The sequence below is a fragment of the Pedobacter sp. R-06 genome (genome assembly GCF_049913135.1).
GTDB lineage: Bacteria > Bacteroidota > Bacteroidia > Sphingobacteriales > Sphingobacteriaceae > Pedobacter.
Genome location: NZ_CP183977.1, coordinates 2,019,820 through 2,046,197 on the forward strand (window position 1 = coordinate 2,019,820; position 26,378 = coordinate 2,046,197).

At 37.4% G+C, this 26,378-nt stretch carries 21 protein-coding genes; 17 read left to right on the forward strand and 4 right to left on the reverse strand.

From position 1 onward, the window contains the following. Positions 1 to 138: 138 nt before the first annotated feature. The 8 genes from ACN9MR_RS08255 (at position 139) to ACN9MR_RS08290 (ending at position 11,630) form a co-directional block, all read left to right on the forward strand. The gene (locus ACN9MR_RS08255) at positions 139 to 1,359 is read left to right on the forward strand and encodes a hypothetical protein (protein ID WP_426329131.1); all 1,221 of its coding nucleotides are present in this window, start codon (positions 139 to 141) and stop codon (positions 1,357 to 1,359) included. Further along, positions 1,356 to 1,853: a hypothetical protein gene (locus tag ACN9MR_RS08260; RefSeq protein WP_426329132.1), complete on the forward strand. Its 498-nt coding sequence runs from the start codon at positions 1,356 to 1,358 to the stop codon at positions 1,851 to 1,853. The genes ACN9MR_RS08255 and ACN9MR_RS08260 overlap by 4 nt, the downstream gene beginning before the upstream one ends. A gap of 918 nt (positions 1,854 to 2,771) precedes the next feature. Next, positions 2,772 to 3,854 (forward strand): efflux RND transporter periplasmic adaptor subunit, encoded by a 1,083-nt coding sequence (locus tag ACN9MR_RS08265; RefSeq protein ID WP_426329133.1) that lies wholly within the window; start codon positions 2,772 to 2,774, stop codon positions 3,852 to 3,854. 24 nt (positions 3,855 to 3,878) lie between these two features. Then, entirely contained in the window at positions 3,879 to 7,049 is a 3,171-nt protein-coding gene (locus ACN9MR_RS08270; protein ID WP_426329134.1) for an efflux RND transporter permease subunit, read from the forward strand. Beyond that, positions 7,042 to 8,475, forward strand: a complete 1,434-nt coding sequence (locus ACN9MR_RS08275; protein WP_426329135.1) for a TolC family protein — start codon at positions 7,042 to 7,044, stop codon at positions 8,473 to 8,475. The genes ACN9MR_RS08270 and ACN9MR_RS08275 overlap by 8 nt, the downstream gene beginning before the upstream one ends. Before the next feature lie 178 nt (positions 8,476 to 8,653). Beyond that, a complete protein-coding gene (locus ACN9MR_RS08280) occupies positions 8,654 to 9,484 on the forward strand; it encodes an aldo/keto reductase (RefSeq protein WP_426329136.1) in 831 nt (276 codons plus the stop codon). Between the two features lie 481 nt (positions 9,485 to 9,965). Beyond that, the gene (locus ACN9MR_RS08285; protein WP_426329137.1) at positions 9,966 to 10,427 is read left to right on the forward strand and encodes a VOC family protein; all 462 of its coding nucleotides are present in this window, start codon (positions 9,966 to 9,968) and stop codon (positions 10,425 to 10,427) included. Positions 10,428 to 10,493: 66 nt separating this feature from the next. Next, complete coding sequence (locus ACN9MR_RS08290) at positions 10,494 to 11,630, forward strand: serine hydrolase domain-containing protein (RefSeq protein WP_426329138.1); 1,137 nt, start codon at positions 10,494 to 10,496, stop codon at positions 11,628 to 11,630. A 21-nt stretch (positions 11,631 to 11,651) separates the two neighbouring features. Here the strand turns inward: ACN9MR_RS08290 and ACN9MR_RS08295 are convergent, their stop codons facing one another. Continuing rightward, the gene (locus ACN9MR_RS08295; RefSeq protein ID WP_029280094.1) at positions 11,652 to 11,876 is read right to left on the reverse strand and encodes a DUF3606 domain-containing protein; all 225 of its coding nucleotides are present in this window, start codon (positions 11,874 to 11,876) and stop codon (positions 11,652 to 11,654) included. Positions 11,877 to 12,175: 299 nt separating this feature from the next. Between ACN9MR_RS08295 and ACN9MR_RS08300 the strand changes: the two genes are divergently transcribed. The 6 genes from ACN9MR_RS08300 (at position 12,176) to ACN9MR_RS08325 (ending at position 17,471) form a co-directional block, all read left to right on the forward strand. Continuing rightward, positions 12,176 to 13,384, forward strand: a complete 1,209-nt coding sequence (locus ACN9MR_RS08300; protein WP_426329139.1) for a glycosyltransferase family 87 protein — start codon at positions 12,176 to 12,178, stop codon at positions 13,382 to 13,384. Positions 13,385 to 13,490: 106 nt separating this feature from the next. Further along, positions 13,491 to 13,664, forward strand: a complete 174-nt coding sequence (locus ACN9MR_RS08305) for a DUF3606 domain-containing protein (protein WP_426329140.1) — start codon at positions 13,491 to 13,493, stop codon at positions 13,662 to 13,664. A 10-nt stretch (positions 13,665 to 13,674) separates the two neighbouring features. After that, a complete protein-coding gene (gene ligD / locus ACN9MR_RS08310; RefSeq protein WP_426329141.1) occupies positions 13,675 to 16,371 on the forward strand; it encodes a DNA ligase D in 2,697 nt (898 codons plus the stop codon). 47 nt (positions 16,372 to 16,418) lie between these two features. Further along, positions 16,419 to 16,715 (forward strand): Dabb family protein, encoded by a 297-nt coding sequence (locus tag ACN9MR_RS08315; RefSeq protein ID WP_057934316.1) that lies wholly within the window; start codon positions 16,419 to 16,421, stop codon positions 16,713 to 16,715. A gap of 134 nt (positions 16,716 to 16,849) precedes the next feature. Next, on the forward strand, positions 16,850 to 17,170 hold the full coding sequence (locus tag ACN9MR_RS08320) for a DUF6686 family protein (protein ID WP_426329142.1): 321 nt from the start codon (positions 16,850 to 16,852) through the stop codon (positions 17,168 to 17,170). Positions 17,171 to 17,273: 103 nt separating this feature from the next. Further along, positions 17,274 to 17,471, forward strand: coding sequence for a hypothetical protein (locus ACN9MR_RS08325; protein WP_426329143.1), 198 nt, complete (start codon positions 17,274 to 17,276; stop codon positions 17,469 to 17,471). 188 nt (positions 17,472 to 17,659) lie between these two features. On the opposite strand, the gene ACN9MR_RS08330 is transcribed toward ACN9MR_RS08325, so the two are convergent. After that, positions 17,660 to 20,062: a TonB-dependent siderophore receptor gene (locus tag ACN9MR_RS08330; RefSeq protein WP_426329144.1), complete on the reverse strand. Its 2,403-nt coding sequence runs from the start codon at positions 20,060 to 20,062 to the stop codon at positions 17,660 to 17,662. 158 nt (positions 20,063 to 20,220) lie between these two features. Between ACN9MR_RS08330 and ACN9MR_RS08335 the strand changes: the two genes are divergently transcribed. Together ACN9MR_RS08335 and ACN9MR_RS08340 are read left to right on the forward strand one after the other, a co-directional pair. Further along, positions 20,221 to 21,387, forward strand: a complete 1,167-nt coding sequence (locus ACN9MR_RS08335) for a DUF3095 domain-containing protein (RefSeq protein ID WP_426329145.1) — start codon at positions 20,221 to 20,223, stop codon at positions 21,385 to 21,387. A 110-nt stretch (positions 21,388 to 21,497) separates the two neighbouring features. Then, the gene (locus tag ACN9MR_RS08340; RefSeq protein WP_426329146.1) at positions 21,498 to 22,670 is read left to right on the forward strand and encodes an ATP-binding protein; all 1,173 of its coding nucleotides are present in this window, start codon (positions 21,498 to 21,500) and stop codon (positions 22,668 to 22,670) included. Between the two features lie 210 nt (positions 22,671 to 22,880). Here the strand turns inward: ACN9MR_RS08340 and mgrA are convergent, their stop codons facing one another. Then, a complete protein-coding gene (gene mgrA / locus ACN9MR_RS08345) occupies positions 22,881 to 23,870 on the reverse strand; it encodes an L-glyceraldehyde 3-phosphate reductase (protein WP_426329147.1) in 990 nt (329 codons plus the stop codon). 410 nt (positions 23,871 to 24,280) lie between these two features. Here mgrA and ACN9MR_RS08350 point away from each other — a divergent pair, with 410 nt between their 5' ends. Further along, positions 24,281 to 25,453 carry an aldose epimerase family protein gene (locus tag ACN9MR_RS08350; RefSeq protein WP_426329148.1) on the forward strand — a complete coding sequence of 391 codons (1,173 nt, stop codon included), beginning with the start codon at positions 24,281 to 24,283 and terminating at the stop codon, positions 25,451 to 25,453. A 73-nt stretch (positions 25,454 to 25,526) separates the two neighbouring features. On the opposite strand, the gene ACN9MR_RS08355 is transcribed toward ACN9MR_RS08350, so the two are convergent. Further along, positions 25,527 to 26,192 carry an HAD family hydrolase gene (locus ACN9MR_RS08355; RefSeq protein WP_426329149.1) on the reverse strand — a complete coding sequence of 222 codons (666 nt, stop codon included), beginning with the start codon at positions 26,190 to 26,192 and terminating at the stop codon, positions 25,527 to 25,529. Positions 26,193 to 26,378: the final 186 nt, after the last annotated feature.

A 26,378-nucleotide genomic window follows, 5' to 3' on the forward strand; every position in this document is an offset into this window, starting at 1 on the left:
ATCTCTACGGCGTTGTGTTATATTTACATATTTAACAATAATTATCTCTTTAGCTTCCAATAGAATGCAGTATTTTCTGATTTGATTTACTTTTATATCAGTATATCCCATGCTAAACATATATTTAATAAACAGAAGATGATATACAACGATCGAAAAGCCATGGATCCTGCTATAAAGAAAGATCTTATCGACAAACTGCTCAATAACAATATCTCAGTTAGCGAACTTATTGAACTGAGGCCTGAAATTAACGAGTTCGATCTTTCTGAAATTATTCAGCATATTTACGACCTGAATCTTGAGCAGGTACGGAAAATAGCGGCATTAGCGCCTGTTATGGCTAAAGTAGATGCATTAAAAAACAGCCAGCGCAATACCCGTTTTATAAAAAAGGTGAAAAATAATTTCCGTAAGCATACGGCTAAACACAACGGTCTTAAAAACAGGGTAGTAGTAGTAGAGGGCGATTCGTGGTTCAATTATCCTATTCTTTTAAGCGATGTGATCGACTGGATTTCTATGGAAGAAAATATGGCCGTTTATAGTCTGGCCTCTGGTGGCGATTGGCTGATGAATATGGTTAGCGCTAAAAAATATGTCGAACAGCTTTCTACACTTCAACCCGATGTATTTATCATTAGCGGAGGAGGAAACGACCTGGTTGGAAACCGGAGAATAGCAGCCATGGTTACGCATAAGGGAGATTCCAACGAATTTGAAAATAGTGCATTTGCGAAATACCTCTATCAAAACGCTGCTAACCCACCCGATAAACCAGAAGATTTTAAACGTGGTACACAGTTTATATCCAAAGATTTTTATGCATTGCTGGCCTTTTTTCAGCTCCAATATTACTTTATTATAAATGGGATTCTCACTGGAGGTAAAGGCAAGGGAGAAAACGGTAAATTTCCTGGGATACAGATTATTACCCAAGGTTATGATTACGCCATTCCAAGTGATAAAAAGATAGCGGGATATAATCCACTCAAATGGTATCGGTTGTTTGCGCGAACTTTTCTCGGACATGGGGGATGGCTAAAAACACCCTTGCAGCTCAGGGGGATTTACGATCCCGAAGATCAGCGCAAAATTGTTTATGCCATGATTTACCTCTTTAACGAAATGATGATTGATATCGGTCGCATTTTTAGCGAAATGTTAGGTGAGAATAGGGTATTCCATATCGATTCAAGAGGATCGGTTGGCAAAAATGGTTGGACGGATGAATTGCATCCATTGCCCCAACATTTCAAAAAAACAGCAGCGGCCTTTATTCACTGTATTAACAACCCAAATAAAAACGGAAGTGCCGTTATAGAAGTTGTAAAACAACAGGAAGGGGGGCATAAATGAAGAAGATATTGATTTTAGTATTTATCATCGTTTGTGGTATAATGTCCTATCAGGGAAAGGTACTTCAACACTTCAGCGGAAAAGGAATCATTAACCTGGAGCTTGCCAACAAAGATACAGGAGTAGAAATTATTGCGCTTTGGAGCGATACACTTTATGGCGACCAGACACTTTTAAGCATCGCTCAGAAGAATACACACCTCGATTTTCTTTTTATTTTGGTATATGTAGTGCTCATCATGACGCTATCTAATTCGCAAATGCAAAGAGAACAAACAAGTTGGCTAAACGAATTGCTGCGGCTTAATTTATTTCTGGCATTTTTAATTGGCTCACTGGATGTAATTGAAAATATCAGGCTATTACACAGTTTCCATCACCCGGGAAATATGGCTGAATTTTGGCGAACAGATTTTATCGCATGGCCAAAATTTGTGCTGGCAGGCTGGGTAATTTTGATTTATGTTTCCTCGGTAATTAAGGGCTACTTTTAATAAGTGATTTTCGTTAGCATCTTGCAGATCATTAAGAAATAAAGGTCATTAAGACATCAGGGCAAAGACTATTTTAAATAGACTAAGTGCTTACAGACTTAAAAAATCCTTCCTCTCTACTACAATTGATAGATCCTGAAAATTGGCGTCATCCCGACCGACGCAACGCGGAGTGGAGAGATCTTTGGATAATATGAATTAATTGTGGTGTCAGTTGTTCCCAACTGACACTAAAAACACATATTCTAGATATTCCCTTTTTTAACAGTCGATAGTCAGATGGTAACATCTGACTGCAGATGGATGTTTAATTGTGGTGTCAGTTGTTCCCAACTGACACTAAAAACATATATTCTAGATATTCCCTTTTTTAATAGTCGATAGTCAGATGGTAACATCTGACTGCACATGGATGTTTAAAATGACAAATCACCATTCATATTTCCTGCTTCGGTACTAAAAATAAAAAGATTAGCGCTCAAAATGACAGTCTCGGTAGTTAACTTTATGTTAGTTTGTCGTCAATAAATCGTATTTATACATCATTCTGAAAATAACTGACAAATAACTTAGAACGGGTTTTTGTGTTAGAAATCGTCATTTCTTCATCTAATTCTAGCAGTTAACTGATAATCCGTTCAAAAAGCGGTGCTAAATGATCTGTTTGTTGCAATAAATCATCTTTTAATTCACTAAAACACAATTTCCCGCATCCAAACCTGAAGTTCAACTTCATTATAACTTCATAAATCTGTATTTATTTCGCTTTCGAATTAAATCATTGCGTAACCATAATTTATTGAAGTCAGTTAGGTATCTGCACATCAGTTGTAGACTGCTTTTTATCATGAATTGGTTGCAAGGGGAGACTAATTAGAGAAAAAATAAATCAGATTAAAACCATTTAACAAAAAAAAAATGAAAAGAGTTGTCATGTGCTTAGGCTTATGTACTTTGCTTTACGTAACGGGTTGTACCTCGAAAAAAGAAGAAAAAGAAGAAGTAGCTACTTATGCGGTAACCACGCCGTTAAGAATGGATACTTCGTTTACCAAGGAATATGTTTCGCAGATTAAATCTGTGAGGAATATCGAGGTCAGGGCCCAGGAAAAAGGCTATCTCCAAAATATTTATGTAGATGAAGGCCAGCATGTAAAAGCGGGTCAGCTTTTGTTTAAGATTATGCCTAAAGCAGCACAATCAGAGTTGTTAAAAGCACAAGCCGAAACAAAATCGGCAGAAATTGAGCTTGAAAATACCAGGTTACTGTCTGATAAAAACATTGTTTCTAAAAACGAGCTGGCTATGGCTAAAGCCAAACTGCAATCAGCAAATGCCGAAACCTCTTTGGCCAAATTCCATTTATCCAATACCGAAATCAGAGCACCTTTTGATGGTACCATCGACCGTATTCCTTTAAAACTGGGTAGTTTGGTTGATGAAGGCGCTTTATTAACCAGTCTTTCAGATAACAGTCAGGTTTTTGCTTATTTTAACGTATCTGAGCCAGAATACCTGAACTACCAGAGCACAGCAAAAGCAAAAGGCCAGCAAGAAGTTAGTCTGTTATTGGCGAATAATGAGTTGCTGAAATCGAAAGGTAAAGTTGAAGTAATCGAAAGTGAATTTGATAACGAAACAGGAAACATCGCCTTCAGGGCAAGGTTTAATAACTCGGATAACTTACTTAGAAATGGTGAAACCGGTAAAATTCAAATGGTAGTGCCCCTGAAAAATGCTTTAGTGATTCCACAAAAAGCCACTTACGATATTCAGGACAAAACCTATGTTTTTGTGATTGATAAAAATAACAAAGTACATTCAAGAGCCATTACCATCGCAGGCGATCTTCCTGATTTATACATTGTAGGAGATGGCATCACCACGGATGATAAAATATTGCTTGAAGGGGTGCAGAAAGTAAAAGACGATGATAAAATTACCTTCAAATTCCAACAGCCTCAGGAAGTGATGAAACAATTAAGATTGAAAACTGAATAATCTACCACCCTCCATACTTATTTTATGTTTAGTAAATTCATACAAAGGCCCGTCCTTTCTATAGTAATATCGCTTATCATTGTGTTTCTTGGGGTGTTGGCCATCAGCTATCTGCCCGTTACACAATTTCCCTCTATTTCACCGCCTAAGGTTAATATTACGGCAGAATACCCAGGGGCAAATAACGAGTTATTGATCAAATCGGTGGTTATTCCGCTAGAACGTGCACTTAACGGTGTACCGGGCATGAAATATATCGCCTCTGATGCCGGTAATGATGGTGAAGCTTCCATTCAGGTCGTATTTAATTTAGGTACCGATCCTAACCAAGCTTCGCTTAACGTACAGAACCGCGTAGCAGCTGTTACCAATAAACTTCCTCCTTTAGTGGTTCGTGAGGGGGTTAAAATCACCCGCGAGGAGTCTAATATGTTAATGTACATCAATTTGTACAGTAAAGACCCTAAAATGAATCAAAATTTCCTGTACAACTATGCCGATATCAACTTGCTTTCTGAGTTGAAAAGGGTTGATGGTGTAGGTTTTGCCGATATTTTGGGCGATAGGGATTACGCCATGCGGATCTGGCTTAAACCCGATCGTATGCAGGCTTATAAAATCTCAGTAGATGAGGTGATGAAAGCACTTGATGAGCAAAGTTTAGAAGCTTCTCCAGGTAAAACCGGTGAGAGCTCTGGTAAACGCTCTCAGGCTTTTGAGTATGTGTTAAAATATTCCGGACGCTTTAGTACAAAAGAAGGATACGAAAATGTGGTACTCAGAGCAAGTGCTAATGGCGAATTACTTCGTTTAAAAGATGTTGCCGATGTAGATTTTAGTGCTTCTGCTTACAATTTATATTCTACGTTAAACGGAAAGGCTTCTGCAGCTATTGTATTAAAGCAATCGTACGGTAGTAATGCCAGTCAGGTAATTAAAGATGTGAAAGCGAAAATGGCCGAGATTAAATCGAGCTCATTCCCTAAAGGATTAGATTATGAAGTAAGTTACGACGTTTCTAAATTCCTGGATGCCTCGATTGAAAAAGTAATCCACACCCTTGTCGAAGCCTTTATTCTGGTGGGTTTAGTGGTATTTCTGTTTCTTGGCGATTGGCGTTCAACCCTTATTCCTGCCATTGCTGTTCCAGTATCCTTAATCGGGACTTTCGTATTTATGCAGTTCTTCGGCATTACGCTCAACCTGATTACCTTGTTCGCCTTAGTTTTAGCGATTGGTGTGGTGGTAGATGATGCCATTGTAGTAATTGAAGCGGTGCACGCTAAAATGGAGCATAACCGAAAACTCTCAGTATTGAGAGCCACTCAAGAGGCCATGAAAGAAATTGGCGGCGCAATTATTGCCATTACCTTTTTAATGGCATCGGTATTTATTCCGGTAGCTTTTATGTCTGGGCCGGTAGGTATTTTCTATCGTCAGTTCTCCATCACCATGGCAACGGCAATTATCCTTTCGGGTATTGTAGCTTTAACACTTACCCCTGCATTGTGTGCCATCATGTTAAAGAATAACCATGGATCCAAGAAAAAGAAAACTATTATTGATCGCTTTTTAGATGGTTTCAATAATGGTTTTGCTAAACTCTCGGGTAAATATGAACTGGTGCTAACCAAGGTAGTAAGCCGCAGGATATTAACTTTTGGTATTCTGGTAGTCTTTTGTTTAGGTGTTTGGGGATTAAGTGGAAGTGTGCCGTCGGGTTTTATTCCGAACGAAGATCAGGGAATGGTTTATGCCATTATCCAAACGCCTCCGGGATCTACTTTGGAGCGTACTGATGAGATTGCTGAGAAACTGCAGAAAATGTGCGAAGATATTGATGGCGTAAAGTCGGTTTCATCTTTAGCAGGATATGAGATTCTTACTGAAGGTACGGGATCGAACTCCGGTACCTGTTTAATCAACCTGAAAGACTGGAGCGAACGTAAACATTCGGCAGTAGAGATTATTGAAGAGCTTGAAGAGAAATCGAAATCTATTCCAGGGGCAACTATCGAATTTTTCCAGCCACCAGCCGTTCCGGGTTATGGTGCTGCGGGAGGTTTCGAGCTTCGTTTATTGGATAAAGCAGGTAGTGGCGATTACAAAAAAATGGAAACCGTTGCCAACGATTTTGTAAAAGAGCTGAACAAACGCAAAGAGCTATCATCAGTATTTACTTTTTACAGTGCGAGTTTCCCTCAGTACATGTTAGATGTTGACAATGATATTGCGCAACAAAAAGGAGTGAGTATTGATAATGCAATGAATACACTGTCAACTTTTGTAGGGAGTAATTACGAAACCAGTTTTATTAAATATGATCACCAATATAAAGTAATTGTACAGGCATTGCCGCAATACAGGGCCTTACCGGAAGATATTTTAAAACTGTCGGTTAAAAACGATCGTGATGAAATGGTGCCTTTCTCTGCTTTTATCAAAATGCGGAAGGTGTACGGGTTATCCGAAATTACCAGACACAATATGTATAATGCTTCAGAGATCAGTGGACAATCTGCTCCGGGTTACAGTTCTGGTGAAGCCATCAAGGCCATTACCGAAGTAGCCAAAAAATCACTTCCAAGGGGATTTGGTATCGATTGGGCTGGTATATCTAAAGATGAAGTATCGAGGGGTAACGAAGCCATTTATATCTTCCTGATCTGCTTGGGCTTCGTTTATCTGGTTCTCGCAGCTCAATACGAAAGTTTTATTTTGCCACTTTCAGTTATCCTTTCTTTGCCAGCAGGTATTTTTGGCGCTTTCCTGTTCTTAAAATTATTAGGATTGGAAAACAACATTTATGCACAGGTTGCGATGGTGATGCTGATCGGTTTACTGGGTAAAAACGCCGTGTTGATTGTAGAATTTGCTGCACAAAGGCATGCCCAGGGGGCAACGGTATTAAAAGCGGCAATGGAGGGAGCAAGTGTGCGTTTTCGCCCGATCTTAATGACCTCTTTTGCCTTTATTGCAGGTTTGATTCCTTTAATGATTGCATCAGGACCTGGAAAAATCGGTAACAGAACTATTGGATCGGCTGCTGCCGGAGGTATGCTTTTTGGTACCATTTTCGGGGTAGTTGTAATCCCTGGACTGTATTACATATTCGGATCAATAGCAGCAAAACACAAGCTGATCAAAATTGAAGAAGAACATCCATTAACTGAAGAAGTAGAAGATAATGTTTAAGAAAAATATTTATAAAGGCCTTGGTTTAGTGCTGATATGTGCTGCATATACCGCATGTAAATTGCCAGAAGTGGCCCAACGGACCGAAAATAAAAGTGTTCCTGCAGCCTTTGGTGGCGCGCAGGATACGGTAAGTACAGCCAGTATACAATGGCGTAAGTTTTTTACCGATCCAAATCTGGTAAACCTGATCGATACCGCATTAAAAAATAACCAGGAGTTGAATATTACGCTTCAGGATATCGAGATTGCTAAAAATGAGATCAAGGCTAAAAAGGGAGAGCTTTTGCCAAGTGTAACCTATGGCGTTGGTGCAGGCTTTGATAAAGTGGGTCGCTACACCAGTTCGGGCGCTGGCGATGCTTCTACAGAAATTACGCCAGGTAAAGAAGTACCTGAAGTATTGCCCGATTATCGTTTCGGTTTACAGGCCAATTGGGAAGCCGATATCTGGCATAAATTGCGCAATGCGAAAAAAGGGGCCATAAGTCATTATTTAGCAACGGTAGAAGGCAAAAATTTTGTGGTAACCAATTTGATAGCTGAGGTTGCAAATTCATATTACGAATTGCTAGCTGCAGATAATCAGTTAGAGACAGTGAAAAAAAACATTGAGCTGCAGAAAAATGCCTTAGAACTGATGAAAATCCAGAAACAGGCCAGTAGGGTTAACGAACTTGCAGTACGTAAATTTGAGGCTGAAGTTTTAAGCTCTAAGAGCCTGGAATTTGATATTCAGCAAAATATTACCGAAACGGAGAATAAGATCAATTTTCTGTTAGGCCGTTTTCCTCAGCCCATCGTTAGGGATAAATCGAGTTTTACCGACTTGGTACCACCAACAGTACAGACAGGTTTACCTTCGCAATTATTAGCCAACCGCCCTGATATTAAACAGGCTGAGTTAGAGCTCGCTGCTGCTAAATTAGATGTTAAAGTGGCTAAAGCACAGTTTTATCCATCATTGGGTATTTCTGCCGCTATTGGCTACCAGGCTTTTAATCCATCTTATTTATTGAGAACGCCAGAGTCTTTAATCTACTCTTTAGCGGGAGATTTAGCCGGACCGCTCATTAATCGGAATGCCATTAAAGCCGAGTATTTAACCGCAAATGCAAAACAGTTGCAGGCCGTTTATGATTACGAAAAAACAATTTTGAATGGTTATATCGAAGTGGCCAATCAGATGTCAAAGATCAGCAATCTGCAAAAAAGCTATGATTTGAAATCGAAACAGGTAGCTGCACTTACCCAGTCAATTGATATTTCTAACGATTTGTTTAAATCGGCAAGAGCTGATTATTTCGAGGTATTGATGACCCAACGTGATGCTTTGCAATCAAAATTAGAATTGATCGAAACCAAAAAACAACAGTTAAATGCGGTAGTAGATATCTATCACGCCTTAGGTGGGGGATGGAACTAAGCAAAGTATAATCGCAATTCATATTATCGTTATATTTCTATTAAGGCTGCTTCGGGTTATTGAAGTAGCCTTTTTTCGCTTTATTCATTTATTTATCATAAAAATTAGTTTAAAAACAAAGCCACTCACTTAGGGTTTATCTTTATCATATAGAAATTATTATCATATCTAAAAGCACATGGGAAATACAACATTTAAATTAGGCGAATTAGAAATTAACCGATTAGGTTATGGTGCAATGCAGCTAACTGGCAACGGTGTTTTTGGTGAAGTGGAAGATCGCGAAAATGCAATAAAAGTTTTGCAGGAAGCCGTAGCAAATGGTGTTAATTTTATTGATACAGCAGAAGCTTATGGGCCAAAATTAAACGAATCTTTAATTGCTGATGCACTACATCCTTACAAACACGATCTCCTTATTGCTACCAAAGGTGGGTTTGACCGACCGGGTCCCAACAATTGGGTTCCGAATGGTAATCCCGAAAAAATCAGGCAAGATATTGAAGGAAGTTTACAGCGTTTAAAAGTAGACTCGATTGATTTATGGCAACTGCATCGTATCGATCCTAAAGTTAATGTAGCCGATACCCTTGCACCAGTTATAGAAGCGGTAAAAGAGGGTAAAATAAAATATGTTGGCCTGTCTGAAGTAACCATCGATCAGATCAAACGGGTGCAGGATATTTTGCCAATTGTATCGGTTCAAAATATGTACAATCTAGCCAATAGACAATGGGAAAGTGTATTGGATTTTACGGCTGAACAAGGTTTGGCTTTTATTCCATGGTTTCCACTGGCTTCTGGCCCTGCAAAATTAGAAGATAAAATTAAAGCAATAGCCGAAAAACATCAGGCCACTACAGCACAGATTGCACTGGCCTGGTTATTAAAAAGATCTTCAAATATTCTGTTAATACCTGGAACAAAATCTATTGTACATTTAAAAGAAAACCTAAAAGCTGCAGAGATCGAATTAACCGATGCAGAATTTGAAAGTTTAGCGAAATAAGAACGGAAAATTCCCCGCGATCGTCATTTCGAGCGAAGTGCAACGCAGTCGAGAAGTCTGTCTACATAGATCTCTCTCCCGACTTAATGTCGGGATTGTGCTCCAGTCGAGATGACGATTTTTTTGTTGAAATCATTCAATGGTAGCGCAGCAAATAACCCAAAAGCGCTGCGAGGCAAATTTTTTAGCATGAATACATCAATTCGTTTCGTCATCCTGAATTTGTTTCAGGATCTTTAGGCGATAGATGATCAAGTTCAAAGATCTCTCCGTTACGCGTTGCTTCAGTCGAGAAAAGATCACTCTTTGGGCGGTACACATTTGTCGTGCTGAGCAGAGTCGAAGCAGCTCCAAATAAAAATGCTAACTAAATTACATAATCTGTGCGTATCCTTTTTATCTGTGGTTAAATACGCTGCCCTTAGCTAAATAATGTTTAACTTTTATTAAAATTATTCCTTTATAAGTTTGATATTTAAACATGAAAAAAATCTTCCTGTTTACCATTATTTTATTTTCTATCATTTTTCAAAAAGCCATGGCGCAAAATAAACCCGAAAATGTACCTGCCGTATTAAATCATATCGCTGTTTATGTGGCTGATCTAAGCAAATCAACAAGTTTTTACGAAAGTGTGTTTAACCTTAAAATCATTCCCGAACCTTTCAAGGATAACCGCCATACCTGGTTTACTTTAGGGCCAGCCGGACAGTTGCATTTAATTCAGGGAGCAAAAGGAAATGAGGTTTTTGATAAAAATGGGCATTTGTGTTTCAGTGTTCCATCAGTTGATGACTTTGTAAAAAAGCTGAATGCCAAAAACATCAGCTTTGAAGATTGGGCCGGGAAAGAAAAAGGAATTACGTTGCGGGTAGATGGTGTAAAGCAGATTTATTTTAAAGACCCAGATGGACATTGGTTGGAAGTAAACGACGCTAAGTAAATTTTTTGGTACGTCAGAACTTTGTTTTGTCACATCGTTTATATTTATTTCTTATCCCATAAAGCCATGAACCTTAAATATTTTTTTGCGTTTTTTTTGATCCTTGGTTTACGCACACCATTAAAAGCGCAAAATGAAAAAGTAGAAGCAGATTTCAAACAGATAATGGAGAAATTTAGTGCGGTTGGTGCTGCTGTGGCCGTAGTAAAGGATGGCAAGATCATTTATACCCATGCGTTTGGCTTAAAGGATTTAGAAAATAAAAAGCCTTTAACTGATCAGGATATTTTCAGGATCGCTTCGATTTCTAAATCTTTTTCGGCAACATCAATTATGCAGCTGGTAGAGGCGGGTAAGATTTCCTTAGATGATGATTTTGGTGATCTGGTGGGGTTTAAAATCAGGAATCCAAAATTTCCTGATCAGAAAATTACCTTAAAAATGGCTTTGTCACATACTTCAAGTTTAAACGATTCTCAGGGCTATTTAAATCTGGATGTGATCAATCCGGATAAAAATCCAAACTGGGCCAAATGTTATAACGATTACGCGCCTGGAAGCAAATTTGATTATTGCAATCTTAATTTTAACCTGATCGGCACCATCATCGAGAAGAAATCGGATGAGCGCTTTGATAATTACGTGAAAAACCATGTGTTGAAACCCTTAGGGCTTTATGCAGGTTATTGCATCGATTCTCTAGATAGCACGCGTTTTGTTAATTTATACGAATATCATGCCGATACAAAAACTTATACACCGTCGCCAACAGCATACGCGCCACGAAGGACAGAAATTGCAAATTACATAATGGGGTATAGTACGCCTGTTTTTTCGCCAACAGGTGGCATGAAAATTTCGGCTGCTGATTTAGCTAAGTACATGATCATGCACATGAATTATGGCACATCAAATGGGGTTAAGATAATCACTAAAAAGAGTGCGAAAAAGATGCAGACTGCCTTGACTGAGGATGAAGGATATGGTTTGGCGATCAGGACTGCAGACCAGCTTATTCCAGGGGTAAAACTGAAGGGACATACCGGTTCAGCTTATGGTTTGTTTAGCACCATGTTTTTTAATCCGAAAGAAAAATTTGGCTTCGTTATCATTACAAACGGTATCAATGCCACCCATACAGATGGCTTCCCTGATTTTAGTAGGGCAGCTATCAACAGCTTGTATCAGGCATTTATTAATTAAACCTAAATTAAATCTTTAAACTTATGAAGGATTAAGAAAGCGTTTATAAGCATTTCCGGATTTAATTTTCTCCATGGTCAAATATTCTTTCACAATAGAGAATTCCATGCTCTGTATGGCTTTGACTACCGATTTTAGTTTTTCACCTGTAACGCCTAATCTGGCTGCCCAGTAATTTCGATCTTGCTCATCAGCAATCTCTATAAACTCTTTCCGGGCATTCATCGAATTAATTTGATATTCCATCTTTTACTGATTTTTGGTTAGTTAATATCTTATATAAACACCGATAATTCTGATTTGGTTTTGGGATTTTGCCAATTAGGTGATCAAATATAGCTGTGTAAAGGCTTTTTGGTTAACGATCGTAAAGAGAAAGCCCTTAATTACGCTAAACCGAATATAAAACTGGTCTTAAAAATCGATTTAGGCCTATTTTTTTTGAAGGTTATTTTTATTTCAAAAAAGAGTAACATTTTTCTTACAAAACCCTAGGAATTCTCAATTAGCCTTTTTATTATTGTATTGTAATATAATTTTTACAAATGCTAAATCATTTTCTAACCAACGCTACTGGTTTATCTCATCGCCCAAAATATTATCAGAACAATCGTTTTGTATTATTTCTTTGGGTATTGATTACACTCATTTTTGTAATTGATTCTTGGGTAACGCATCGGTATAATAATTACCTTATTTTTGAGAATACCTTCAGGAATCTTCTTCAACAAAAATCTCTTTATGCATGGTACCCGGCTTATCACGAAGATGCCAATCATTATGGCCCTATTTTTAGTGTTTTAATTGCGCCATTTGCCTTAATGCATAATTGGGTTGGCTTACTCTTTTGGAATCTGTTTAACTGTTTCCTGCTTTTTAAAGCTATTCAAACCTTACCTTTAAGTGAGGATAAAAAGGTAGTTATCGGTTATATTGCCATTCCCTGTTTAATAGAATCGATGCTTAACCAGCAGTTTAATGCTGGTGCCGCAGCTTTAATGATATTAAGTTATACGCAAATAAATAAAGGTAGAGGGATATGGTCTGCGCTTTGTATTGTGCTGGGTACATTTATTAAGCTTTATGGTGTTGTGGGGCTAGTATTCTTCTTTTTCGCTAAGAAAAAACCAGCTTTTGTATTGTGGTTAATCGTGTGGTCTATCGTGATATTCTTATTGCCAATGTTATTTGCCGCTCCAGATTTTGTTGCGCAAAGTTATATCGATTGGAAAAATTCACTGATTGGGAAAAATATGATTAATGTTTCAGGTGGAGGAGATATTTCGATTATGGGTTTCTTTAGGCAACTTTTAAATCAGCCAGGAATTTCCAATTTTCTCTTTCTAACAATCGGTTCTTTGATATTTATGTTACCTTTTAGTCGTACAGCAAGTTTTTCGAAGGGTAAGTTTCAATTAATGATTCTTTCTTCGGTGTTGCTGTTTCCAGTATTATTTAGTACAGGAGCTGAAGATTGTACTTTTATTATTTCGATAATCGGTGTGGGCATTTGGTATGTAAAAGAAAATAATAAAGTGCTAAAAAATGTATTGTTGCCAATTTTACTTTTCATCACCTGCAATTTCCCTTTGCTACTTTTTCCAACTTTTGCAAAAGCACATCGTTTATCATTATCTATCATTAGTTTTCCTTATTTTTTGGTGTGGTTGAGGGTTATCAATATCGCTATAAAGAATAAACTCGTTCATGAAGAAGAAACAGAACCAAAGATGGTTACAGCACTAACAGATTAACTTTTAAAATTTATTTTTTAAGGTTTTAATATCCGTTTGTAAAAATGGCTGTTAAAACCTTTTTTATTATTCGGCTGTTTTATAACTGTCTAATCAAAAAATAGTTATGGATGATAAACAAAAAAACGGTAGTGCTGATCGGGCTAGGATCAATATTAACGAAGGTTATGAGGTAGATTATTGGTCTAACAAATTCGGAGTAAGCAAAGATAAGCTGAAAGCCGTAGTGCAAACGGTTGGTACCTCTGCCCGCGCAGTTGAAGATTATTTGAAAAAGTAAAATATTTATTATGAGTCTGAAAAAGTATGTTGCCAAGCGCGATTTCTCAAAAACTACCGAACCAAAGTCGGGTAAAAGCAGCGATCGGAACAAATTACATTTCGTAGTCCAAAAACATGATGCTTCACGTTTGCACTACGATTTCAGACTTGAAATGGAAGGCGTTCTAAAAAGTTGGGCTGTACCGAAAGGGCCATCAACAGATCCTAAGACCAAACGCTTGGCTATGATGGTAGAAGATCATCCATACGATTACAAAGATTTTGAAGGCATTATTCCACAGGGTGAATACGGTGGCGGAACCGTTATTGTATGGGATGAAGGAACTTACGAGCCGATAGAATCGATTAAAGGCAAAAAAGCGCAAGAAAAGCATCTGTTAGGTCAGTTAAAAGATGGTTCTTTAAAAATCAAATTAAATGGCGAAAAGCTTCACGGCGAGTTTGCCCTTGTTAAAACACATGGCATGGGCGAAAACGGTTGGCTGTTAATCAAACATAAAGACAATTATGCTTCTACAAAAGACATTACCAAGGAAGATAAATCTGTGCTTTCCGGAAAAACAATCGAAAGCATGGAAAAAACATCCGATAAGGTCTGGAAAGGAGGAAAGGAGCAGGATTTAAAAACTGAAAAAAAAAGCCCGAAGCAAAAAGTAAAGAAAGAAACCACGCCAGTGGGCGATGACCAAACGGTAGATGTGAAAAGCATATTAAAGAAAGCACCCAAAACAGCTATCCCAAAAGGGGTGAAACCTATGTTGGCTACCCTGGTTGACGAACCTTTCGACGATCCGGATTGGCAGTATGAGGTGAAATGGGATGGTTACCGTGCCCTGGCTTTTATTAATAAAGGAGCGGTTGATTTGTTTTCCCGGAATAATAAATCCTTTAACGAAAAATTTTATCCCATTCACGATCTGCTTTTGACTTGGAAAATGAATGCGGTATTTGATGGGGAGATTTTGGTGCTAAATAATAAAGGCATATCTAATTTTGGCTCACTCCAGAATTGGAGAAGTGAGGCAGACGGAGAACTTGTTTTTTATGTATTCGATATCCTTTGGTATGAGGGTAAAAACCTGATGGAGCTGCCGCTTTATCAACGCCAAGCAATATTAAATGAAGTGCTGCCAACTGATGATGATCGTGTGCGCCTCGGTAAGGTTTTTAAGGCGAGTGGTGTCGATTTTTTTGATGCGGCGAAGAGAATGGGCCTGGAAGGCATTATCGCTAAAAAAACAGATAGTACTTATGCAACAGACCGAAGATCAAAAGAATGGCTTAAAATTAAGGTACAGAAACGGCAAGAAGTGATTATTGCGGGTTTTACCAGAAATGCCGATACCTCTAAATCTTTTAGCTCTTTACTGTTGGGCGTTTATGAAAAAGGAAAACTGCAATATGTAGGTAAGGTTGGAACAGGGTTTTCGGATAAATTGCAGAAAACAATGATGGAGCAGTTTAAGCCAATTATTATCGACAAAAGCCCTTTCGAAAGTATACCTGATGTAAATAAACCCTCGCGCTTCAGGCCAAACCCACCAAAAGCGAAAGCAACCTGGTTAAAGCCAGAACTGGTATGTGAAGTCGCTTTTGCAGAAGTAACTGATGATGGTGTTTTTCGCCACCCATCTTTCCAGGGCATGCGTGAAGATAAAAAGGCCAAAGAAGTGGTAAGAGAAATAGAAGTACCAACAGAAAAAATTGTTGACGACACTAATGAAGAAAACCCACATGCACAGGCAATAAAAGCGCCGAAAGGTAAAATGCCTAAAACTTTATTGAACCCAAAAGACGAAACGCAGGTAAGGAAAATTAAAGGTCACGAACTTAAATTTACCAACCTGAGTAAAATTTATTGGCCTGAAGATAAAGTAACCAAAAGAGATATGTTTAATTACTATTATCAGGTTGCTGAGTACATTTTGCCTTACCTGAAAGACCGCCCACAATCGCTTAACCGTTTTCCCGGCGGAATTCATGGCAGTAGTTTTTACCAGAAAGATGTTAAAGGGAAAGCACCAGACTGGGCCGAAACTTTTCCTTATGAAAATGGTGAAGGTGAAAAAAAGGAATACCTTGTTGGAACTGATGAAGCTTCATTACTCTGGATGGCGAGTTTAGGCTGTATAGAAATGAATCCTTGGTTTAGCCGGGTGCAAAGCCCTGATAATCCCGATTACTGCGTAATTGATTTAGATCCCGATAAACATACTTTTGATCAGGTGGTTGAAGCTGCGCTGGAAACCAAAAAAGTATTAGATGCAATCAATGTGCCCAGTTATTGTAAAACATCAGGTTCAACAGGCATGCATATTTACATTCCCTTAAATGCCAAATATAGTTATGAGCAAAGTCAGATGTTTGCTAAAATAGTGGTTAACCTGGTGCATAATCAAATACCGGAATATACTTCGCTCGAGCGTATGGTGGCCGCCCGAAAAGGAAAAATGTACCTCGATTTTTTACAGAATAGGCCAGGGGCAACCATAGCAGGGCCTTATTCTTTACGGCCAAAAATTGGTGCAACGGTATCAATGCCATTACATTGGGATGAAGTTAAACCCGGTTTAAAAATGAAAGATTTTAATATTTTTAATGCCATCGATCGTTTGAAAGTTGAAGGAGATCTGTTTAAAGGAGTATTGGGTAAAGGAATTGATTTATTAAAAGCTATTGATAAAGCTAAAAGTGTTTTTGGATAAACTCACGATCTTTTCCTGCTTTCATTATATTTGGAAAAAATTAAAAAATGATAGCACACCACGTTTTATTCTGGCTAAAAGCCGATACCACCGACGAGCAGAAAGTTGCTTTCCGCAATAGCTTACAAACATTAGAAAATATTGACGTTGTTAAAACTTTTCACATTGGCGTACCAGCACCGATTGAGCGTGCAGTTGTAGATACTACTTATACATTTAGCCTTTTGCTGTTATTTGAAGATTTAGCTGCACATGATGTTTATCAGGTTCATCCATTACATAAAGCTTTCCTGGATGAATTCAGGGTTTACTTCGAAAAGGTAGTAATCTACGATGCAGAATAAAAGAAATACCTCCGGCAGAAATCGGGGGTATTTTTTTTATCGCTTATTTTAATAAAATCAGATTTATTATTTGGAATTATTCTAAATAGTAGGATATTTGTTAAATCTATCGATTATCTGAAACTGTAAAAGCCATGTGTAAAACAACCGTACTTGCTCAAAACAAAAACATCACCATCGCCCAATGCAATAATTGCAAAGTTTTAAATATATGGCGCTCGGGCGTTTTAATGAACTTTTCTTTTGATCAGTTTGATGCTTTTTATGTGGCTACCAAAAAACTTGATTTCGACGATTATTTGGAGAATACGCCCGATGGGAGGCAGGTTGTTATTTTATCAACCCCATTTCCTGATATCAGTTTGGTTTTTACCAGGGAAGAATGGTACGAATTTTTTACTAAAATAGATGAAGCCTTGTATATGAAACGGGTTTATGAAATTGTGTATTGCTAATTAACACTACAATTTTGTATGTTTGCTACTTATTAATAAGTAATTTAAGATACTACAAAACCAAAGTGTTTTTGGTTACGTAAATACTCTAAACTGCAATCTTATGGAAAAAACAGCTACACTAATTAAAAGAGCATCCCTTAACGCAAATCAGTTAGACAGCATTAAAATTGGTGATTTATTATCTGATGAATATGGCAAATCGGGTAAAGTATGCGAAATCGAAAAAGTAAACCGCCATGGTGAATTTCACTATTATTTTAAATTATTTAAATCGGGCACCATCTTAATTATTCTTTAATTTCTTTCTTGCCTTAACCAATTGGTTGTGTTGTTATGAGGATATATCTTATAACCACCGGCTTTGTATTGCTCATCATTTACTTTGTTTTGGCGTAAAATAACAGCGATGGAACATTGCCTGCTTTGTAAAAACAAAAAGCTCCAGATCTGCTGACCTGGAGCTTTTTGTTTAACCTTTTCTTGTAATTAGAATTTATAAGATAATGTTGTTACAAACTGGCGTGGAGCAATAGGGTTTACGCTGTAGTTTTCATGTACAAAATAGTTTAACTCATTGGTAAGGTTCGAAACTTTAGCAAGAAGTGAGAATTTTTTCCAGTTGTACCCTGCAGAAAAATCTACAGTAGTGAACGCACTTAGCGGAATAAGCCTCAAAGTTGTTGCATTTTTAGCATCGTTCCAGCCCCCATTACGCTTGCCTGTATAAAATGCGGATGCACCTAATTTTAAACCTTTTACTGCGCCATCCTGGAAAGTGTAAAATAAAGTGGCGTTCGCTGTATTTTTGGTAGTACCTACTAAACGTACATCCTCAATCATGCCAGTAACATCAGCTGTATTGGTATAACGCATAAAATTATAGCTATACCCCATTAAAAAATTAAGCCCTTTAGCAAGATTTCCGTTAATGTCAAGTTCTAACCCATCACTAGTAGTTTGACCATTTAATTGTTTAAATACAGTGCTAGTGGTTCCATCTGGAAGTATAGCTGCCTGCGAAATATTGTCGTTGATGATTTTATAATAAGTTAAATTTGCTGATAACTTACCTTCGAAGAAATCGTTTTTAACCCCCGCTTCATATTGGTTTACTGTTGATGGTTGAAGCGCATTATTGTTAATATCGACACCAGTATTAGGAATGAAGTTATTTGCATAACTTACATACATTGACATGGTTTTAAGAGGCTGATATATTAAACCTAATTTGGGAGAAAAAGCATCATCAAACTTTGTTGCACCTGGTGATGTTACTCCACTTTCCAAGTTTAAGGCTCTTGAACTTGCATTTTTCTGATCTGTATAACGTAAGCCTGCCAATACTTTAAATTGTTCCGTTACTTCGATTAAATCTTGAACAAAAACACCATATCTATAAATTGGGGCAAGTGTGCGTGTTATCGCAAAGGCTTCAGGCATTAATCCAGAACCGTAATAAGTAGATTCATCGAAAACATTGACATTTCCATAATTAAAAGTAGTAATGTAAGCCCCCTTAGCGTCTTTGCCATAAGCGAATGCATTGCTGGTTACCCTCGACTGATCTGCATCTACACCAAACAAAACAGTATGTTTAATGCTTCCTGTACTAAAACTTCCGTTAATGTTAATTTGTTGGTTGTAAGTGTATTCTTTACTTAGTGCCCTCGAAAGATTTCTTGCAGAAATACCTGCTGTATTTGCCTGGATACGATCCGATCCATAATAGTTACGATTATAAGCCTGAAAAGATCCAATTGCATTTAATTTCCAGTTTTCGTTAAACTTGTGGGTTAAATTGGCTTGAGCTGTAGTGGTATTCGTTTTATTGTAAGCCCAAGGCGTATTGATGAATTTATCGCGACCAAAATCTACAATCTGACTGTTTACCGATCCTACACCAAAATCTGGAGTGAAATCACTTTTCAAATAATCTCCCTGAACCAAAACTTCTGTCTGTTCACTTATCTTATATAATAATGATGGGTTAACATAAAAACGTTTTGATTTTACAACATCTCTAAAGCTTCCGGCATTTTCGTAAGTACCAATTGCCCTAAAAGCAAGTTTTTTTGATATTGGGCCATAAAGATCAACCGTTGGTTTGTATTGATCATAACTACCAGTTCTCATGCTTACCTCACCGCCATTTTCGAATTTAGGTTTCTTAGTAACCATATTCACAACTGCCCCACCAGTTACCCCGCCATATAGCAAAGCGGCACTTCCTTTTAAAACCTCTACCGATTCTAATGTACTCGCCTCGGGGCTACCACCAATAGTTGTTCTTGAACCATTTTTGAAAATATTATTGCTACCTAGGCTATAACCTCTTGCAAAGAAGTTTTCACCTACCGCCCCGCGATTAGCACCCAAAGCTACTCCATTTACATTTTTCATTACGTCTCCCAAGCTATTTACCTGTTGGTCAGTAATAATCTGTCTTCCAATAATCTGTACCGCCTGTGGAAGATCCATCGGTGCAATGGCAATTTTGCCTAAGTCAATTGGCTTCCTGTTTGGTGTTTTATAACCGTTAATGGCTACTTCGTCTAATTGCGAAGAAGATTCTGCTATGGTAAAATCAGCAGTTACAGTTTCACCACCCGCTACAGTAATTGATTTTTCCTGGGCAGAAACACCGATAGCGGATGTTTTGATCGTATAAGTGCCTGGTGTTACATTTTTAATGGTGAAATTACCTTTCTCGTCAGTTTGTGTAGTTTTACCTATGTTTTTTAAACCAACACTTACATAGCTTGCAGGATTGCCATCGCTGGTTTTAATCGAACCTGAAACAGATCCATTTTTGCTTTGTGCCATGGTATTTCCTGCTAAAAGCAGGAAAAAAGCTATACTATTTAAAAGAAAAGTAAATTTTTTATCCATCTTTATTTAGATTAATTCTTAGTTGCCGCAAAGGAACCATTTTTGAAGCGGAATAACAAAATTATTTTTATTTGTTCTAAATAAGGTTAGATTTTGATCGACTTTTAAAATACTCAACGCTTTTGAATGCGTATATTAGGATGTCCTTAAATCCAGTTATGCAAAATAGCGAAGACCATTTCTATTCCAATCTGCCCATTTATAAAATGCCATTACATCAGTTATTGATTAAAAATCAATTATTTGAAAAAGTGGTTGCGAGCTGGTGTGTAATCATCACAGATATTAAGCGTTCAACAGCGGCTGTGAATTCAGGTTTACACGAAAGTGTTAATCTTATTGCGACAGGAAGTATTGTTGCCGTGCTTAATATTGCATTTAAAGCAAACATTTCGGTTCCATTCTTTTTTGGTGGTGATGGAGCCACTTTTATTGTTCCGCCGAGTATTGTAGATGAGGTGATGAAATCGCTGTTGAAATACAAAGATAACACCTTACTGAATTTTAATCTTGATTTAAGGACAGGGATTATGCCTGTTGAGGAAATTTATAAACAAGGCTGTACGCTTAACATTTGTAGATTCAGCAGTGCTGAAACATTTTCTATCCCCATTGTTTTGGGCGATGGCCTGGCTTATGCCGAGCAAATTATCAAGGGGGAGAATTACCTGTTAACCGGCCATGATACTGCAAGTGACGAAATCGATTTAAGCGGTATGCAATGTCGCTGGGATAAGATAGAACCACCCGAAAACAGTGATGAGGTGGTTACATTAATCGTTATAGCTTCAGAAACAGAACAACAGGCAATGGCCTTTAGTAAAGTGATCCATCACCTCGATCAAATTTATGGAACACCTGAAAAGCGTCAGCCGATTTCAGTTTCTAAATTGATTTTCAAAACAAGTTTCAACAGTTTAGGGAAAGAAATGAAACATCGAATTGGAAAAATTAAACTTTTTGAACTGATCAGATCATGGTTCATCAATATTTATGGCTATATCTATTTCCGGACGGAGCGGGGTAAAAAATACCTTAAACAACTTGTAGAAATGTCGGATACGCTGGTGATAGACGGTAGAATAAATACTGTAATTACCGGAACTGCACAGCAGCGGTTAATATTACAGAAAGAGCTTGATCAGCTCGAAAAAAATAATGAAATTTTATACGCCCTCTATGTTAGCGGTGAATCGATCATGTCTTGCTATGTTAGGGATCTGGAGGATGATCACATTCATTTTGTTGATGGAGCAGATGGGGGATATACTCAGGCCGCGGGAATACTTAAAAAGAAAATACGCGATAAATTAAATGCCAGATGATAAAAGGTTAATAATAACCAAACATTTGTAAAGGCTACTTGTATGATACTTAGTATAATTTGATTTATCATAAATATCAGCATAGGATGGTTTTAATTTTTAAAGTATAAATGGAAAGTTATTCAAGGGTTTTAAATAATAATCAACTTTTAGAGGTTCTTTCCTTATCAAAAGATGCAACAGCCATATACACATCCGAGCATATTGTAATCGAAATGGCTAATGATGCCATGATTGCATTTTGGGGAAAAGACCGATCTATTATTGGTAAACCTTTAGAAGATGCTGTTCCTGAGCTAAAAGGACAGCCTTTTATCAATATGCTGAAAAATGTGTTGCTAACCGGGATTACGGATAAAGGAGACGCTATTCCAGCTGAAACCCTAAGGGATGGGAGATTACAAACAGCTTATTATACTTACGAATACCGCGCCATTAAGGACGAGGCTGGGATACCTTATTGTATTCTTCATACCGCAAGCGATGTTACCGATATGGTTAATGCGAAAAAAGCCATTAAAGAGGCTGAACTGCAACGGGAAGCACTAGATCAGGAACAGATTCTAATTAGTATAAAGGAAGAGCGGCAAAAGAATGACTTTATCAGTATGGTAAGCCACGAGTTAAAAACGCCTTTAACCTCTATCAGTGCTTATGTACAATTGATGCAGCATCGGAGTTTAACAGATCTTTTTGTCGTAAATACTTTAAATAAAGTTCAAAAACAGATCCGGAAAATGAGTTCTATGATCACTTCTTTTTTAAATGTATCGCGTTTAGAATCAGGAGAAATTCATTTAAGCCTATCTCATTTTGATCTTGATAAACTGATTTGTGATGTTGTAGAAGATCTAAGGTTGATCCATCCCACTAATCAGATTAATTTTGCAGAGGGTGAACCTAAATTAGTATACGCAGATAAAGATAAAATTGGCTCTGTAATTTCCAATTTGATTGGCAATGCTGTAAAATATTCAGATCAGGGCAGTACTGTTTTTGTTCAATCAGAAGCGTTGGAAAATGAAATGCATGTTTCTGTAACAGATAACGGCATTGGTATCCAGGCTCATGATCTGGAGAAACTTTTTGATCGTTTTTATCGCGTAGAAAACCAGCAAACTAAAACCATTTCAGGTTTTGGCATTGGTTTATACCTAAGTGCAGAGATTATAAACTTACACCATGGTAAAATCTGGGCAGAAAGTAATTATGGCGCCGGTTCTACATTTCACTTTTCGCTCCCTTTAAAGGACTATTCGAATCAAAGCCCTAATCTCGCATGATTAAACCACAATAGAAGTTTCGAGGTTGGTTTAACAAAAAAGCAAAAGATTGCATAACAGGTTAAGATAATCGTCATTTCGACTGGAGTATAGTCCCGACATTAAGTCGGCAAGAGAAATCTTTGAACCATGGTTATTGGATTGTTCAAAGATTTCTCCTCTGAAGGAGTTCCTTTGGAATACTGCCGTCGAAACGACGATCGATTTTTTTTAACTTAAAATTTCATCAATCAGTTTTACTTCAGTATCACTAAATTTTATATTATCTAAAGCTTTAATTGAATCCGTAATCTGCTCTGGTTTACTGGCACCTATTAATACAGTCGTAATTCTTTCATCTTTAAGTATCCACGATAAAGCCATATGGGCTAATTTTTGCCCTCGCGATTTGGCAACATCATTTAGTTTGGCAATCACAGCTAATTTCTCTGGCGTAATATTGCTTTCTTTCAGGAAAATACCACTGGTGGCTACTCTCGAATCGGAAGGAATACCGTGTAAATATTTATCGGTAAGTAAACCTTGCGCTAATGGTGAAAATGGAATACAACCCACTCCATTTTGTGCCAAAACATCAAGTAAACCGTCTTCAACCCAACGTTCAAACATCGAATATTTAGGCTGGTGGATTAAACATGGCGTTCCGTTATCTTTTAAAATTTTGATTGCTTTTGCGGCTTCATCCGCTTTATAATTCGAAATACCAACATATAAAGCTTTTCCCTGTTGAACCAAGAGACTTAAGGCACCCATGGTTTCTTCAAGCGGGGTTTCAGGATCTGGACGGTGATGGTAAAAAATATCAACATAATCCAGTTTCATGCGTTTTAAACTTTGGTCTAAACTAGAAACCAGGTATTTTTTCGAACCCCAGTCGCCATAAGGACCATCCCACATGGTATATCCGGCTTTGCTTGAAATAATCATTTCATCACGATAGCCCCTAAAATCTTCATGGAGAATTTTTCCAAAAACTTCTTCAGCCGAACCTGGGGGCGGGCCATAATTATTTGCTAAATCAAAGTGGGTAATTCCATTATTAAAAGCCGTGTAAATTAGGTTTTTGCTGTTTTCAAAAACGTTTACATGTCCAAAATTATGCCATAAACCCAACGATATTGCAGGCAATTTTATACCACTGTTTCCACAACGGCGATATAGCATTTTGTCGTAACGATCTGTTGAAATGATTTGATTCATATTTGGGATTTGATTGCCGCAATAATAATCAGTTTTACCGGATTTTACTTGGTATTAGGTTAATATTATCGTCAAATAAGCAAAAAATACTGGAAGTTCAATTAAGTTGTAAAGTAATCTTAACGCCAAACCCGTATCTACACCTTGTATTTAGCCCAATCTTTTAAAAATGATCCTGATATAAATCCAATGATTATCAGATCAGGGAGAGGATGGAGGTGAATCAGAGATTTTTAATCGTTCTACATTTTGTTATCATCACTTCTACAAATCGTATCATTGCTTGTGTTTAGTGCAAAATATTCTTTAATATATGTATTTGAATTCTTCTAAATCGTTTTATTTGTAAAGTTATGTGATATACTTATATTTAAAACTTAATTAAAAATCTAAACCAAATATCCCATTTTATGAAACTAAAATCATTAACGAGCCTCGGTATGCTGGCAGTAATTGGCTTTGCATCCTGTCAATCCGGAACCAAAAAATCTTCATCAGCCGATAGTTTAAAAAGCGATTCATCAGCAGTTGTAAAACTTGTTGCCGATTCTTTTAAAAAGGAAATTGATGGTAAACAAACAGCATTATACACTTTAAAGAATAAGAATAATGCAGAAGCTATTTTTACCAATTACGGTGGTCGCCTGGTTAGCTTATTGGTACCCAATAAAGATGGTAAGTTAGTTGACGTGGTTGTGGGTTTTAAAAGTGTTAATGATTATGAAAAATCAATCGAGCCCTACTTTGGTGCAACTATTGGCCGATATGGCAACCGCATAGCAAAGGGTAAATTTATGCTCGAAGGTAAAACCTATTCGCTGTTTACCAATAACGGACAGAATACCCTTCATGGGGGAAAAAAAGGCTATCAATATGTTGTTTGGGATGCCACTCAGCCAGCTGCCAATACCTTAGTGCTGCATTACTTATCAAAAGATGGCGATGAAAATTTTCCAGGCAATTTAGATGTTAAAGTAACTTATACCTTAACGGATGACAATGAATTGAAAATGGACTACGAGGCTAAAACCGATAAAACCACTATCGTAAATTTAACAAACCACGCATTCTTTAATTTAAATGGTGATGGAAGCGGAGAGATTTTGAACCACGAGCTGCAGATTTACGCGGATGAATACACACCAGTTGATTCTACCTTGATCCCAACAGGAAAAATTGAAAAGGTTAAAGGAACTCCTTTCGATTTTACCAAGGCAACTACTATTGGTGCGCGTATAAACGATAAAAACGAACAGTTAACTTTCGGGAAAGGTTATGACCATAATTACGTGCTTAATAAAACCAAAGCGATGGGCATGTTCCACGCGGCTACGGTTAAAGGAGATAAGTCGGGTATAGTGATGGATATTTATACGCAGGAGCCAGGTTTACAGTTTTATAGCGGCAACTTTATGCAAAGTAAAAACACTTTTAAAACTGGTGTTAAAGATGATTTTAGAACAGCAATTGCATTAGAAACGCAGCATTTTCCAGATTCACCAAATCAACCCGCTTTTCCATCAACGGTTTTAAAACCTGGACAAGTGTATAAAACAAGCTCGGTATATAAATTTACCAAATAATTGCATTGGTAATCTCTATATCCTAGCCATGATATAATAAAAACGACCTGTAGGAAATGCAGGTCGTTTTTATTTAGAAAAGTTTTTGTAAAACAGGGTCTGTATAATCTTCTATAAAATTAATAATGTTGTTGTAAGCTGCAAATTCCTCTTTAGCATGCATGGTTGTTAGCACGACACAGCTCATCCCGGCATTCTGTGCTGCTTCAACACCTTTTGGTGCATCTTCAAAAACTATGCATTGGGTGGCTGGAACGCCTAAAATTTCAGCTCCTTTGGTAAAAGTTTCCGGGTCGGGTTTACTATTTACTACATCTTCGGCACTTACAATGGCTTTAAAATAAGAACGGATATTTAAATTATCGAGTACAAAATCGATATTAAAGGGAATTGCTGCCGATCCGATAGCCATTTGAATGCCTGATTGTTTTGCTTTTTCTAAAAAATCGTCTAAACCTGCAATTAACGTTAAATGTTTCTTATAAGCAGCTTGATATCTATGCTCTTTTTCGATAGAAATCTGATCAATCTGTTCCTGAGAGAAATGACCTATACCAAAAACACGTTCTAACAGATCTTGGTTTTTACCATACATCTGTTTTTTAACTGCATCGAAGCTAATACTTGCTCCTAAATCTTTTGTAAGTATGTTATGCCAGGCATGATTGTGGAAAGCCATATCGTTAATCATGGTCCCATTAAGATCGAAAAGAAAAGCTTTGGGTTTATTATTCGTCATGGCGGCAAAATTATCAGATTTTTTTTATGATTAAGTTAAAATATAGTTTTCAAAGAGAAAATTTAATGAATATTATTCCCTAAAGTGGTGCCAAGAATGGATAATGTGAAAAATAAATTTTCCACAACTGTAATTTTTTGGTTGTAACAGGCGTTTTCATATTTGGAAATCCGATATTCAAGCGAT

What these genes read in the sequence shown, in the direction of transcription:
- ACN9MR_RS08255 (WP_426329131.1), top strand. Translation starts at nt 139, where the DNA reads ATGATATACAACGATCGAAAAGCCATGGATCCTGCTATAAAGAAAGAT.
- ACN9MR_RS08260 (WP_426329132.1), top strand. Translation starts at nt 1,356, where the DNA reads ATGAAGAAGATATTGATTTTAGTATTTATCATCGTTTGTGGTATAATG.
- ACN9MR_RS08265 (WP_426329133.1), top strand. Translation starts at nt 2,772, where the DNA reads ATGAAAAGAGTTGTCATGTGCTTAGGCTTATGTACTTTGCTTTACGTA.
- ACN9MR_RS08270 (WP_426329134.1), top strand. Translation starts at nt 3,879, where the DNA reads ATGTTTAGTAAATTCATACAAAGGCCCGTCCTTTCTATAGTAATATCG.
- ACN9MR_RS08275 (WP_426329135.1), top strand. Translation starts at nt 7,042, where the DNA reads ATGTTTAAGAAAAATATTTATAAAGGCCTTGGTTTAGTGCTGATATGT.
- ACN9MR_RS08280 (WP_426329136.1), top strand. Translation starts at nt 8,654, where the DNA reads ATGGGAAATACAACATTTAAATTAGGCGAATTAGAAATTAACCGATTA.
- ACN9MR_RS08285 (WP_426329137.1), top strand. Translation starts at nt 9,966, where the DNA reads ATGAAAAAAATCTTCCTGTTTACCATTATTTTATTTTCTATCATTTTT.
- ACN9MR_RS08290 (WP_426329138.1), top strand. Translation starts at nt 10,494, where the DNA reads ATGAACCTTAAATATTTTTTTGCGTTTTTTTTGATCCTTGGTTTACGC.
- ACN9MR_RS08295 (WP_029280094.1), bottom strand. Translation starts at nt 11,876, where the DNA reads ATGGAATATCAAATTAATTCGATGAATGCCCGGAAAGAGTTTATAGAG.
- ACN9MR_RS08300 (WP_426329139.1), top strand. Translation starts at nt 12,176, where the DNA reads ATGCTAAATCATTTTCTAACCAACGCTACTGGTTTATCTCATCGCCCA.
- ACN9MR_RS08305 (WP_426329140.1), top strand. Translation starts at nt 13,491, where the DNA reads ATGGATGATAAACAAAAAAACGGTAGTGCTGATCGGGCTAGGATCAAT.
- ligD (WP_426329141.1), top strand. Translation starts at nt 13,675, where the DNA reads ATGAGTCTGAAAAAGTATGTTGCCAAGCGCGATTTCTCAAAAACTACC.
- ACN9MR_RS08315 (WP_057934316.1), top strand. Translation starts at nt 16,419, where the DNA reads ATGATAGCACACCACGTTTTATTCTGGCTAAAAGCCGATACCACCGAC.
- ACN9MR_RS08320 (WP_426329142.1), top strand. Translation starts at nt 16,850, where the DNA reads ATGTGTAAAACAACCGTACTTGCTCAAAACAAAAACATCACCATCGCC.
- ACN9MR_RS08325 (WP_426329143.1), top strand. Translation starts at nt 17,274, where the DNA reads ATGGAAAAAACAGCTACACTAATTAAAAGAGCATCCCTTAACGCAAAT.
- ACN9MR_RS08330 (WP_426329144.1), bottom strand. Translation starts at nt 20,062, where the DNA reads ATGGATAAAAAATTTACTTTTCTTTTAAATAGTATAGCTTTTTTCCTG.
- ACN9MR_RS08335 (WP_426329145.1), top strand. Translation starts at nt 20,221, where the DNA reads ATGCAAAATAGCGAAGACCATTTCTATTCCAATCTGCCCATTTATAAA.
- ACN9MR_RS08340 (WP_426329146.1), top strand. Translation starts at nt 21,498, where the DNA reads ATGGAAAGTTATTCAAGGGTTTTAAATAATAATCAACTTTTAGAGGTT.
- mgrA (WP_426329147.1), bottom strand. Translation starts at nt 23,870, where the DNA reads ATGAATCAAATCATTTCAACAGATCGTTACGACAAAATGCTATATCGC.
- ACN9MR_RS08350 (WP_426329148.1), top strand. Translation starts at nt 24,281, where the DNA reads ATGAAACTAAAATCATTAACGAGCCTCGGTATGCTGGCAGTAATTGGC.
- ACN9MR_RS08355 (WP_426329149.1), bottom strand. Translation starts at nt 26,192, where the DNA reads ATGACGAATAATAAACCCAAAGCTTTTCTTTTCGATCTTAATGGGACC.